This window comes from Methylosinus sp., assembly GCF_036560965.1.
Classification (GTDB): domain Bacteria; phylum Pseudomonadota; class Alphaproteobacteria; order Rhizobiales; family Beijerinckiaceae; genus Methylosinus.
Map to the genome: position 1 here is coordinate 1 of NZ_DATBQF010000057.1, position 11,990 is coordinate 11,990.

Sequence of the window (11,990 nt, forward strand, 5' to 3'; positions counted from 1 at the left end):
GCGATCATTGTTTCGAGCGGCGGTCGAGCTCCGCCGCCGCAAAATAAGCCGACGCCTTGCGCAGGATCTCATTGGCCTGCCGCAGCTCGCGGTTCTCGCGCTCCAGCGCCTTGATCCGATCGCGCTCATCCGTCGTCGCGCCAGGGCGGGCGCCCGAGTCGCGCTCCGCCTGGCGGACCCAGTTCCGCAATGTCTCGCCCGTGCAGCCGATCTTCGCCGCAATCGAGGCGATCGCCGCCCATTGCGAGGCATGGTCGCCCCGGTGCTCCAGCACCATCCGAACCGCCCGTTCCCGAACCTCAGGTCAAAATCTGTTCGATGTCTTCTTCTTCGTATCCATGGCTCCATCCTCTCAAGGGTTGGAGCCTCCGGCAATCCCGGCGCGGTTCAGTTGGATGTCCCAGCGCCTTGACCGAGGACGGAGACCGAGATTACAAATCACTTATGGCGGATTGGGGATCTCAGCGGAAACTAGTAGCGGGCGCCCTTATCGGCGCTGTGATTTGCTTGGTCGCAATGCAGGGTATTATTTCCTCCGCACGGAGTGCTGCGGCGTTCCGATTTCATGCCTCCGCCTCATTCGCGGCTGCAAATTATGAGATCTGCCGAATCGACTCGGAGTCGGATCGAGGCGCCCCTATTGATGAACGCCACACGACCACTCAATGCTGCCTTCTCTGTGGGGCAGGCGGACGGGACGATCCGCCCACTCTGCTTTCGCTCCTCGCAGTTGTTTGCGATTTTTTCGCCCGTCCAACCTCGACCGGCGTCCCCCTTGCCTCGGTCGACGACTTCGACCGCAGCCTCGAACCTTGGGCAAACTCTCACCTCGCTCGCGCTCCGCCGTCTCTGTCCTGAACGCGCGTCTCCCTGATCTAGAGCGGGGAGATTATTCGAGGCGGGAACCGCTCGGGGCGGCCTCTCGCTCGCGAGTTCGAGGCTCCAGCGGAAGACCGCCCATGTCCAAGACCAAAGGCCGTTTGATCGGCGAACTCTTCGAGCGCAACAAGCGCGATCTTCTCGGCTGTCTGATGCGGCGTGTGGGCCACGAGGATGCTTTCGATCTTCTACAAGAGACCTTTGTGCGACTCCTGCGGCGTCGGGAGATTGGGCCGATCATCGATGAGGACGCCTATTTGCGAACGACGGCGATCAATTTGGCGCGCGACTTCTCCCGTCAGACCAAGAGCATGGCCAAGCACATCACGCCAGGCGACATTCCGACCGAGATCGCCGAGGCCGGGCTCGATCCGTCACAGATTTTCGAGGCGAAGGAAAGTCTCCGTTTATTCTACGCCTCGTTGACGAGTCTACCTCCCAAGTGCCGGGAAGTTTTCATCTTACGTCGTTTCCATGATCTCTCGCCGGATGAGATCGCTCATAGGTTGGGCATTTCCCGAAACATGGTCCTCAAACATCTGCGACTGGCGCTAGAGCGGTGCTATGCGGCGCTCGACTAAAATTTTTCCTCGAGAGGACCTCCTTTATCACGATCGACATACGTCATGTTACAGTAAGGGGTCAGTAGCGGTGGTGACGTCCGATAAGAGGCAGATTGGCGCGACCTATGGAGGATGACGCTCCCTTTGATCGGGCGAGCCGCCGGACAGCGGCCATCGAATGGTGGACGCGCCTCGACTGCCGAGCTCCGACTCCGCAGGAGCGCGAGGCGTTCGTCCTTTGGCTGACGCGTGATCCGGCTAACCGCGAGGCATTTGAGAAGGTTTGCCGTATCTGGGGAGATCTCGAAGGCCTGCGGCCGCTCATAGACGAGTTCGAGGTGCGCCCGCCGCGCCCGACGCGGCACGTTCGCGTCACCGGCGGCCTCGCGGCGCTCGCCTTCGCCCTATTGTCCTATGTCTATTTCGACGAGGCCTGGATCATGCTGTGGGCGCAGGTCCGAACCGGCGTCGCTGAGACGCAGATGGTTCAGCTAGCGGACGGCTCGCGGATTGAACTCGGCCCTCGCTCGGCCATCTCGCTGGATTTCGACGAAGGCAAGAGAAACGTGACGCTCTTGAGGGGCGAGGCTTGGTTCGACGTCGCGCCGGACGCCGACAGGCCCTTTTCCGTTTTGATCGCCCGCGGCTCGGTGACGGCTCTCGGCACCAGTTTCGACATCTCGACCACAGGGGAACGAACGGAGGTCACAGTCGCGCAGCATCGCGTGCGCGTCATGTCGGGCGGCCCGGCGATCATCGTCGATGAAGGCGAACAGAGCGCTTTTGGGCCGGGCGTCGCCGCGGTTGATCCATATCGGGTGCAGGTCGACCATGTGACCGCATGGCGGCGCGGAAAGCTGATTTTCGACGACAGGCCGCTCACCGAGGTTGTCTCCGTCCTCGGACATTATCTGCGCGGATACATTTTGGTTCTCGATCCCTCGATCCGAGAGAGGCGCGTGAGCGGCGTGTTCGACGCGGCAGAGCCAATGGCCGCGATTTCCGCGATCGAGAAGGCTCTCGGCCTCCGCGCTCTCAATCTCGGCTATCTCGTCGTGCTCACGGGATAAAAGAGAAGAATTTTTTTTGCTCTTCGACCTCCCCGGAGGAGGGGATGGTTCGTCCTTGTCAAAGTGGGAGGCGCGATGTCTGCCGCCTGGAGATGGGACAGGACCAAAATAGATGTCGGATCGGATTCCTAACGGAAGCAAGTCAGCGAGGGGTGGGATGATGAGCGCGACGGCCATCGTGACCGCGATGAGCGCTCTCGCATTCGGATCGAATGCGGATCACGCCGAAGCGCACGCCCAGATGTCGCAGAGCGAAATCGCCGAGATCGTGCGCACCTACGACATTCCGGCCGGACCGATTTCCACGGCGCTCAACAGCGTCGCCGACGCGAGCGGTGTGCGCATCGTCTACGATTCGCGCCTCACCCGCTCCCATCGGACCAGAGGACTGACCGGCCCGCACAGCCTCGCCGAAGCGCTGTCGCAAGTTCTGTCCGGAACCGGCTTGAAATATGAGCTGTCGCCCAACGGAAAATCCGTGGTGATCGTTCTCGCCCAGGCGACCGAAGTGCGCAATGACGCGAGCCCGGACGGCGCGACGCCGCTGCCGACGATCGACATCGGACACGAATCGAATACCGATCGCGCGGGTCGTCGCGCCGGCGGCGCTCCTCAGGGCCCCGGCGATCGCATGACCGGGTATAAGGCCGAAAACGCGTCCAGCGCCATGAAGATGGACACGCCGCTGCTCAAAACGCCGGTCGCCGTTCAAGTGGTGACGCGGCAGCTGATGGACGATCAGCAAGCGATCAGCGTCAAGGACGCGATCGTCACCAATGTCAGCTCCGTGCAAACGACTCCGGGTTTTTCCGAATCCTATAAGATTCGTGGATTTTCTAGCAATGGCAATTCTTATAAGAACGGCCTGATGGAATACCGAATGCGCTATCTCGACACCGCCAATCTGCAATCGGTCGAGGTGTTGAAAGGTCCGGCGGCGATTCTCTATGGCCGCGTGGAGCCCGGCGGCCTCATCGATCTCGTGGTGAAGCGCCCGTTGGAGACGCCTTATTATTCCGTTCAGCAGCAGAACGGCTCTTACGGACTGACCCGAACGACGGTCGACGCCACCGGCCCGCTGACGCCGGACAATATATTCGGATATCGGATCAACGGCGAATTCTACCACACCTATTCCTATCGGGATTTCGTGAAGGACCAGAATATTTTTCTGGCGCCGACGCTGAGCTTTCGTCCGACCGAGCAATTCCGGATGAATATAGATTTCGAATATCAGCATCGCACTTGGGTCGACGACTATCCCGTGCTGCCGGCGATCGGCTCCTATCCGGCGCCGATACCGATCTCACGCTATCTTCAGACTCCGCTTCTGACGACGACCTCTCCGCACGAATACGATAAGAAGCGCGTCGCCTATGACTGGACCTATGATTTCTTCCCCGGTTGGAGCCTCACCAATCGGATGAGCTATTCGACATTCGACGACAGCCAGATCAACACGCTCGGCGGGACCATCAATCAAGCGACCGGCGTTCTCACGCGCACATTGACGAACTCCACGCTCGGCGGCGGATTCCACGAATTCGACTTTGCGACCAATCTGGATCTCAAAGGCAAGTTCGAGACGGGCCCGCTATCGCATTCGACCCTCGTCGGCTACGATTATCTCAGCACCCATATGCCGATGTACGCGAATATCTTCGCGGCGACGAGCTCGATAAACATCTATGCTCCCAATTATTGGACGCTCGACAATCCCTTCGCCGCCCCACAATATATCACGCAGGATCAACGCTGGACCGGCGTCTATGCGCAGGACATGGTCTCCTTCTTCGACGACTCGGTCCATGTGCTGCTGGGCGGGCGCTATGATTGGGCGGAAACGGGCAGCAATAAGACCGTCACCTCGCTCGCCGGCGCTCTCACTTCCTACACCACGGTCTATAATAAGGCGTTCAGCCCGAGAGTCGGCCTCGTCTATCAGCCCACGCCATGGCTCTCGCTCTACGGCAATTTCACGCGCTCCTTCGGCTTGAACAATACGACCAGCCTCGGACTGGCGCTTCCGCCTCAAAAAGGCGAGCAGTTCGAAGGCGGAGTCAAAGCGGAGCTTCTGGACGGTCGGCTGACGGCGACGCTCGCCTATTTCGACATCACAAAGACGAATATTCCGACGCCGGACCCCTCCAACGCGAGCAATTCGCTGGTCATCGGAAAGGCGCGCAGCCGTGGCGTCGAATTCGATCTCATGGGCCGCATCGACGACAATTGGAGCGTGATCGCCAATTACACGCATGACGATGTGCGCACGATGCAAGGCGCGCTCACCTATAATCCCGCCACGCTGATGACGACGCAGCTCGCGGTTGCCGGCAATAAGCTGCCCGGCAGCCCGCGTAACTACGGCAACCTCTGGGTCAAATACGCAGCCGATGGCGAATTGCGCGGTCTGAGCCTCGGAGCCGGCGTCACCGTCGTCGACGATTCCTTCGGCGATAACGCCAACACATTGATCCTGCCGAGCTATGCGTTGCTCAATGGCATGGTCGCCTATGCGACCGAGATCGCGGGCTACAAGGTGACCGCGCAGCTCAACGTCAAGAACATAACCGACACCATCTATTATCCTACGGGGAGCAGCAGGACGACGATTCAAACGGGAACGCCGCGCAGCTTTCTGGGCTCGCTCCGATGGGAGTTCTGAACGGCTGAAAAAGCGGACGCCTCCCGCCTCGAGCGGAACGCCTCATCTAGCGGGCGCTCGTCTCACGCGACGACGCCCACTGTTGCATCGATGAAAGCGAGGCGACTAAAACCGATCGTCAGAGGAAAAAATGCGGCCGTTACGATTTTCGAAGGAAATGACGGCGCGAAGCGCTCCGTCACATGCAAACCGTGTCGGCGTTCGAACGGCCACATTCGCCGCCCCGACATCACATCAAACGCGCGTCATAGGCGCCAGCGTGACCGCTGTGGCGCAGCACGCTCGCCGCATCGACACCGCATGACGCGGCCGCACATCCAGCGCGCTCCGAGCGAAGCCGCCTCGAACCGAGCGCGGCGACGGACGCCGCCCACGGACAACTGACCAGGCGACTCGGGAAAGCCGAAGCTGCTCGCGCCTGAGCCGACGACCGGACTCGACCGCAATTTCTACGCGTCTTCCATTCTGCGAAGAGCGATCGATCTGTCGTGACGTCGCTCCCGCCTTTTTAGCTTCTCGCAATCTCATTCGAGGCGAATTGGCATGCAAAGAGAAAGAGAGTTCATCGCTCGCCTGCGACGCGAATTGCCTTTCGCGGCGCAAGGCCGACCCGCGCTATTATCCTTCTTGCGTAGTCGCTCGATCGATGTCCGACGCTCGTCCCGCCTGACGGTGATCGAAGTCTTCGACGCTGGCGAACAGTTCGGACTCATGTGCCGGATCGCGCTCGCGGATGCATCGAACGCCCCCGCCGTCTTCATCGTGCCGATGAATCAGATCGCTTTGAACCGAAGCCATTCTCATATTCGGCAGTTGGCCAGATCCGTAAAGAAGCTCGGCGGCGAAGGAGGCGATCGATCGCACCATAGACGCTAGAGCCCACAGAACGCCTGTTTCACCACTTCCGAGCGAAGCTATGGAGATGCGCATGACAGCGAAGGAAAAGTCGGTCCAACAGCTCTACCGGGACTATGCGCCCAGATTACGTCAATTCGCCAGCCGTCGGCTCGGTTGGGAAGAATCGGAAGACGTCGTTCAGGAGGCCTATCTGCGACTGGTGAAGGAGGGAGCCGAAAAGCTAACCTGCCCGCGCGCTTATCTATATCGCATCACCGCTAATCTCGTCATCGACATGCACAGGCGGCGAAAGCTCCGCTCCGCCTTTACCGACGCCGCGACGCCCTTCGACGAATCCGTCGTCCTTCCCATTCACTCCGACACGCCGAATGTTGCCGAGCTCCACCACTATTCCTCGACATTCGAACAGCTGTCGCCATTGCGCAAGCAGATCATCCTCTTGAAAGTGGTCGACGGCGCCACAAACACCGAAATCGCCGACCGTTGCGGCGTATCGACCCGAACGGTGGAAAGGCACTTGACCAAAGCCCGCGGCGATTTACGCCACAGCATGGCGTTTCAACCGTCGAATCCCGCATGACTTCCGACAGGCGCGCGCATTCGTCGACTCGTCGAGCGTGCGTCGACTCATCAGCAATCGAGCTCGTTCATGACCGAACCAATCTCACTATTTCACGCTCCTGCGCACAGGCCGAAGAGAGTGCGCCTCGGATGCGGCGCCGCATACATCCTATCGACATGGGTTTTGCTCTTATCGGGAGCCGCTTCCGGCTCTCGGGCGGAGTCGGCTCTCGCGCTCGGACGACGTGACAATGGGGAATGGCTGACAGGCTCCGCTCGCGGCTTTTCAGACCCGCGCGGGGCCGCGCGATTCGCCGTCTATGTTTGCGGCGGCGAGAGAAGCGCCTGCACGGTCGTGCAGTCGTTTCACGACGGCTGCTCCGCCGTCGCGGTGAGTATCGATGGATCTCGCTACGCAGTGGCGCCCGGCGACAACCTCGCTCACGCCCGAGACAAAGCCGACGCCGAATGCCGCGCGAAAGGTCCCTGCAAGATCATCGAAGCACTCTGCGAAAATGACGAGGGCGCCGATGCGGATGCGCATCGCTCCGGATCGGCGACGCCCTTCGATCCGAGCATGGCGAGATATATCGAGAGCTGGCGCAGGTGCTTCAAAAAGCCAAATTCGCCGACATCGATCGCCGCCGCGACGAATGCTTGCGTGCAGGCGCTCGCATTTCCGCAAATTCCTCGCTCCGAAAGCGATAAGATCGAGGCGCATCGCGCGCGATTGTCGAAAGCGCTGGAGCTGAGCCTCCCCGACACGGCCGCCCGATAAGAAACATGACGAACGGCGTCGCCGCTGCGAGGCCGTTCGCTTCCACATCTTCGGATCGAGCGGGCTTTCGTTCACGGTGCGCGCATAAGTTCCAGCGCCGACGTATGTCTCCTTCTAGTCGATCATCGTGACGTAGATTGATCGAACGAATTTTTCGGTATCACGAGAATTTTTTTTCCGCCCATGTCGGTTTCGATCGCATCTGCGCGTCTTTCATGACGAGTGAATGATCCGACATGTTTCGTAGATGACTCGCCGACGCGCGAGGCGCCATCGTCTCATGTTTTGATGAAGCACACAGAGCGAGCGCAGGCATGGCCACGATAGCTTTCACCATCGGTAGAACAGGAGATGCGCCTTGTCGGTCCTGATCGATGTTCTCGAGCAACCTGCGTCACACTCTGCGACGGCCCGGCCGCAAGCCAAGAGACGCTTGGGAGCGACGCCGATATACGGCTCGATTCCGCGGACCGACGGTCTTTGCCTCGACGCCAATGAGATGCGTTTTCCTCTCCCGGACGAATTCCTGACGCGTGTCGCGCGAGAGATTTCGACCATCGACTTTCGACGCTATCCCGATGCGACGGAGATCGACGCGCTCGAGGCCGCGATCGCAGCGAATATCGGCGTGCGCGCCGAAAATATTCTTCTCGGCGTCGGCTCGACGGAAATGCTCGATCTCGTTTGTCGTGCTTTCGGGGGGCCGTTCGACGCGGTGGTCGTTCCGACGCCGACATTCCCGCTCTACGGACATTTCGCCGCTCTCAACGACAAAGGCTTTGTCACCATTCCGCTCGACGATGCATTTGCCTTGTCGACGGAGGTCGCCGACAAAATGACGGCGGTGGAGGGCGCAAAGATATTTTATGTCGGCAATCCCAATAATCCGACCGGCCGCGCCCTGGATCGCGCCGCATTCGACCGGCTCGCGGCGTCCACGAGCGACCTGCTGTGCCTCGATGAGGCATATTCCGCTTATGCGGACGTCTCCTATGCGATGGATGCGATCGATCGCCACAATGTAATCGTCGCGCAATCATTTTCGAAGATCGGACTCGCGGGGTGCCGATTGGGATATCTTGTCGCATCGGAGCCGCTCACTCGCGAATTGGAACGCGCCTCGCTCCCTTACCGCGTCAATGCGATGACCGCACGCGTCGCGCGAATCTTTCTCGAAGAAGCCGCTCTGTTCCAGCCGCTCATCGACCAGGTGAAACGCGAGCGCGAGCGCCTGCGTGAGGAACTGGCTGCGATGCCGGGCTTTTTCCCCTTTCATTCGGAAGGCAATTTCCTGTTTTGCGCGACGCCGCGGACTGGCGCGAGCGTCGCGGAGGAATTGAGAGAGAGATTTCGCATCTTTGTCAAAGCGTTTCCTCCTACCTCTCGGATCGGGAAACATTTGCGCATCACTGTCGGGACGCCGTCGGAAAACGATGCGCTGCTCGAAGCGCTCGCATTGCTGTCGCCCGCCGAGAGCTGCGAATCTTCGGGGCTCTCGACATAAAGAGCGATACGCGACACGGAATCGTCTTCCGCTGGGGCGTTGCGGAAGAGCGAGTCGTCACGTCGCCGGTTGCGACGGCGTGACGACAGATCAAACGCCGAATGGAGCAAGCAATGACCATCAAAGTCGTCAAGAAGGAAATCCTCCCCGTGATCGGCCGCGTTCAGGCCATGTGTGCGTGCAACCCGCCGTGGTGCGGCACCTGCTGATTTTATTCGGCAGCGCCGTCCCCGGTTCATACGGCCGGGGGCGGCTTTCCAGCTTCCATGCGGACATCGTCGAAAGCTATCCAGATGCAAATCGGATTCAACTTCACCTTGAACGGCACGCTGGACATGGTTCGGCGCATGCTCAGAGAGCGGCAGATCGACTATTGCGAGCTGCTCATCGACAATTTCTTGAATGTTCCGGTCAAAGAGCTGGCGGATGCGTTCGAGTGTCCGGTCGGGTTCCATATCATGCTGTCGAAGTTTCTCGAGAATGATAGAGAGACGCTCGAGAAGCTCGCCAAGCAGATCCGAATTTTCATCGATGCGCTACAGCCGGTCTATGTGTCCGACCATCTGCTGCGCTTTGCGCCGAACGGACGGAATCTCTTCTATCTCGGCGAAATCGATTACGCCCAATACGGCCCCGTGCGCAATCGAGTGGAGCAATGGCAGGATATGCTCGGCGTCCAACTCCATCTCGAAAACTACCCATCCATCATGGACGGTGGATGGGAGCAGCCCGAGTTTTTTCAAAAGCTCTGCCGAGAGACCGGAGCGGGCGTCCTCTTCGACGCCTCCAATGCGGTGGTCGCCCGACACAATTGCGGCGTGTCGCTGGAGGCTTGGAACGAGGTCATCTCGTCGACGCGACATTTTCATGTCGCGGGATATGGGCCTTCGTTTCTGGACCCGCGAGTCATCGTCGATTCGCACGACAGGGAAATGGCGCCGGATACGTTGGAATTCCTTCGCTCCATGCGCGCGGCATTCGACAAGCCGGGCTCGACGATCACATATGAGCGCGATTTCGAGATCGAATATGATTCGATCGCGATCGATCTCGAACGTCTGCGCGAGATTTTCCCCCACGCCGAGGACACGACGAATGAGTCTCTTGTCGCCTGCGCCGGCTAGAATCGACGCCGATCTCTATCAAGACATGATGAATCCTTCGCGGCTCGACGCGTTCGCGCGAGAGTCACGAAGTCATGTTCGTCTCGACATCAGCTATCGGGCCTATTGGCATGTGCTGTTCGACGCCGTTCCGCAATTGCTGGAGCTTTCGGGCCCCGACGGGCGCGCGATTTTCCTGCCGTTCATGCAATGGGCGCAGGAGAAGAAGCTCACATTCGATTGGGCCTATCATATCTGGGCGGCGGAATGGCTGCTGCAATCGGAGTTTCGCGAGCGCGTCGGAGCAGACCTCGCTCTGAAGCTCATGGCTGCGGCCGCATCGCGGTGGTCGGGGCGCGACCGTGATCTCGACTATTGCGGGATCGTCATCGCGAGCCGCCTGATCGGGCCGACGAAGGCTGTCGCCGGCTGGAAGCTCAGCAGCATAGAGACGCGCTTCATCGAAGTCGAACAGGTCGAGTTCGAATGTGAGCTTCCGGCGCCAGAAGGCAATTTTGGGTGCTTTCGGACGCCGGGCTACGAGCTCGATCATTTCCCGGGGTGGTGGCCCATACCTCTATGATCGAGAACGACAAGGGCTTTTGGCGAGGCTATTGGCCTTTGCTCCTGGTGATCGTGGCGGGACAGCTCGCACAGCAAGCCGATGTCATAATGGTCGGCCATTTGGGCGGCGGTGCGCCGGGCGCCTATGCGATGACGACGCGTTTGGTCATCGTCGATGTGATCTTGCTGAGCGCGATGGGCGCCGTCGCTTCGACCGCGATCGGCGAGGCGCGGCGAAACGGGGCGAGTCCGCGCATCATTGGAGCGATCCTATGGCTCTCGCTGCTCGCGGGCTTGTGTTGCGCGGCGTTCGGAGCGGCGACTTATCCTCGATTGGCGAAGCTGCTCGTCGGCGATGATGCGATCGCCGGATTGATCTGCGACGGAGTGCTCTGGTATTCGCTCGCCGCGCCGTTCCGCTTCATCAGCAGCACTTCGGCCTTCATGCTCCATGCGCTCGACCAAGGCAACGGAGTCGTGAAATGGAAGCTGTGGGAGTTCGCCGCCAAGGCCATCGGCAATTTTTTGGCCATGGAGATTTTCGGGCTAGGGTTTTCCAGCTGCTTCCAGATAGGGGCCGTCGTCTGCGTCGGCTCGTCGATCTGGGGAATTCGGGCTCTATTGCGGCATGGCGTCGATTGGCTGACCTTGCCTGGCGCTTCATGGGCGCGCCGCTTCGGCAATGCGGCGCTCTGGGAGTCAGAGCGCGGCGTCGCCATGCATCTCGCTATGCTCACATGCCTCACCATGTTCGCGGCGCCCGGACTCGGCAACTATGACGTCGGGCGGCTGAATTGCTTCGCCGCCGGTCAGACGTTGATGTTGATCGTTTTCACGCCGCTCGTCACCTTGATGCGCTTTCTCGCGTTTCGTCTCGCAGGGCTCACCGACGAACGCCTCATAGATTCGATCAGAACGGTCTCGCTGCAAGGCGCTCCCTTCGCCGTGGGAGTCGCGATCTTGCTCATGGCCGGAACCGACGCACTCGGGCGATTATATGGTCAGCACGGTCCTTGGTGGACGACCTTGGTCGAAATTTTGGCCGCGTCGATACCGCTGCGCTACATGACGTCGATTCTCAGAGCCGTCTTGCAGGCTCGAGGGTCGTTCGGGACGGTGGCGAGAACGGATAGCTCGGTCTTTTGGCTGGTCGCCTTGCCGCTCGTCGCGCTCGGACTTTATATCGATTCACCTCTCGTCGCTTATTTGGCGCTGATCGTGCCGGAAGGTCTCGGCGCATTGCGCTTCTGGAAGCAGGCGCCTCTCGTCTCGCGGGCCGCGCGGCCGCGGTCCGGCGCCGAAACATCGACGGCGATCTGACGCCGCGTCCCAGGTCGCACGGGCTCGCAATACGCCGAAATGGACGCCCGCTCGAAGACGCTCTATGTGTTCGCTTCGCGCATCAGGTGCTCGACGAGCGCTTGGATCGGCGGGCTGGCGCTGAA

The 11,990-nt window shown here is 60.1% G+C and carries 11 protein-coding genes and 2 pseudogenes; 11 read left to right on the forward strand and 2 right to left on the reverse strand.

The genetic code is table 11. The features are described from left to right. Positions 1–277, reverse strand: a pseudogene (locus VIF40_RS14735) (transposase); the annotation flags it as partial. Positions 278–959: 682 nt separating this feature from the next. Between VIF40_RS14735 and VIF40_RS14740 the strand changes: the two are divergent. The 4 genes and pseudogenes from VIF40_RS14740 to VIF40_RS14755 all read left to right on the forward strand — a co-directional run bounded on the left by VIF40_RS14740 (position 960) and on the right by VIF40_RS14755 (position 5,177). Next, positions 960–1,460 carry a sigma-70 family RNA polymerase sigma factor gene (locus tag VIF40_RS14740; RefSeq protein ID WP_331938270.1) on the forward strand — a complete coding sequence of 167 codons (501 nt, stop codon included), beginning with the start codon at positions 960–962 and terminating at the stop codon, positions 1,458–1,460. Positions 1,461–1,567: 107 nt separating this feature from the next. Continuing rightward, a pseudogene (locus VIF40_RS14745) lies at positions 1,568–1,720 on the forward strand (FecR/PupR family sigma factor regulator); the annotation flags it as partial. 60 nt (positions 1,721–1,780) lie between these two features. After that, the gene (locus tag VIF40_RS14750) at positions 1,781–2,512 is read left to right on the forward strand and encodes a FecR family protein (RefSeq protein WP_331938279.1); all 732 of its coding nucleotides are present in this window, start codon (positions 1,781–1,783) and stop codon (positions 2,510–2,512) included. Between the two features lie 160 nt (positions 2,513–2,672). Beyond that, complete coding sequence (locus tag VIF40_RS14755; RefSeq protein WP_414684814.1) at positions 2,673–5,177, forward strand: TonB-dependent siderophore receptor; 2,505 nt, start codon at positions 2,673–2,675, stop codon at positions 5,175–5,177. 618 nt (positions 5,178–5,795) lie between these two features. On the opposite strand, the gene VIF40_RS14760 is transcribed toward VIF40_RS14755, so the two are convergent. Continuing rightward, positions 5,796–6,044, reverse strand: coding sequence for a hypothetical protein (locus tag VIF40_RS14760; RefSeq protein ID WP_331938272.1), 249 nt, complete (start codon positions 6,042–6,044; stop codon positions 5,796–5,798). A 49-nt stretch (positions 6,045–6,093) separates the two neighbouring features. On the opposite strand from VIF40_RS14760, the gene VIF40_RS14765 reads away from it, so the two are divergent. The 7 genes from VIF40_RS14765 (at position 6,094) to mbnM (ending at position 11,865) form a co-directional block, all read left to right on the forward strand. Further along, positions 6,094–6,615, forward strand: a complete 522-nt coding sequence (locus VIF40_RS14765) for an RNA polymerase sigma factor (RefSeq protein ID WP_331938273.1) — start codon at positions 6,094–6,096, stop codon at positions 6,613–6,615. Positions 6,616–6,684: 69 nt separating this feature from the next. Further along, a complete protein-coding gene (locus VIF40_RS21520) occupies positions 6,685–7,374 on the forward strand; it encodes a DUF4189 domain-containing protein (protein WP_414684813.1) in 690 nt (229 codons plus the stop codon). Positions 7,375–7,807: 433 nt separating this feature from the next. Beyond that, entirely contained in the window at positions 7,808–8,878 is a 1,071-nt protein-coding gene (locus VIF40_RS14775) for a histidinol-phosphate transaminase (protein WP_331938275.1), read from the forward strand. 113 nt (positions 8,879–8,991) lie between these two features. After that, the gene (gene mbnA / locus VIF40_RS14780; protein WP_157235562.1) at positions 8,992–9,087 is read left to right on the forward strand and encodes a methanobactin; all 96 of its coding nucleotides are present in this window, start codon (positions 8,992–8,994) and stop codon (positions 9,085–9,087) included. An 84-nt stretch (positions 9,088–9,171) separates the two neighbouring features. Further along, complete coding sequence (gene mbnB / locus VIF40_RS14785) at positions 9,172–10,002, forward strand: methanobactin biosynthesis protein MbnB (RefSeq protein WP_331938276.1); 831 nt, start codon at positions 9,172–9,174, stop codon at positions 10,000–10,002. Continuing rightward, positions 9,974–10,564 carry a methanobactin biosynthesis protein MbnC gene (gene mbnC / locus VIF40_RS14790; protein ID WP_331938277.1) on the forward strand — a complete coding sequence of 197 codons (591 nt, stop codon included), beginning with the start codon at positions 9,974–9,976 and terminating at the stop codon, positions 10,562–10,564. The genes mbnB and mbnC overlap by 29 nt, the downstream gene beginning before the upstream one ends. After that, positions 10,561–11,865: a methanobactin export MATE transporter MbnM gene (gene mbnM / locus VIF40_RS14795; RefSeq protein ID WP_331938278.1), complete on the forward strand. Its 1,305-nt coding sequence runs from the start codon at positions 10,561–10,563 to the stop codon at positions 11,863–11,865. The genes mbnC and mbnM overlap by 4 nt, the downstream gene beginning before the upstream one ends. Positions 11,866–11,990: the final 125 nt, after the last annotated feature.

Bases quoted from the DNA above. Each gene is read 5' to 3' on its own strand.
- VIF40_RS21520 (WP_414684813.1), top strand. From the start codon at position 6,685: ATGACCGAACCAATCTCACTATTTCACGCTCCTGCGCACAGGCCGAAG.
- mbnM (WP_331938278.1), top strand. From the start codon at position 10,561: ATGATCGAGAACGACAAGGGCTTTTGGCGAGGCTATTGGCCTTTGCTC.
- VIF40_RS14760 (WP_331938272.1), bottom strand. From the start codon at position 6,044: ATGGTGCGATCGATCGCCTCCTTCGCCGCCGAGCTTCTTTACGGATCT.
- VIF40_RS14740 (WP_331938270.1), top strand. From the start codon at position 960: ATGTCCAAGACCAAAGGCCGTTTGATCGGCGAACTCTTCGAGCGCAAC.
- VIF40_RS14755 (WP_414684814.1), top strand. From the start codon at position 2,673: ATGAGCGCGACGGCCATCGTGACCGCGATGAGCGCTCTCGCATTCGGA.
- VIF40_RS14765 (WP_331938273.1), top strand. From the start codon at position 6,094: ATGGAGATGCGCATGACAGCGAAGGAAAAGTCGGTCCAACAGCTCTAC.
- mbnA (WP_157235562.1), top strand. From the start codon at position 8,992: ATGACCATCAAAGTCGTCAAGAAGGAAATCCTCCCCGTGATCGGCCGC.
- mbnB (WP_331938276.1), top strand. From the start codon at position 9,172: ATGCAAATCGGATTCAACTTCACCTTGAACGGCACGCTGGACATGGTT.
- mbnC (WP_331938277.1), top strand. From the start codon at position 9,974: ATGAGTCTCTTGTCGCCTGCGCCGGCTAGAATCGACGCCGATCTCTAT.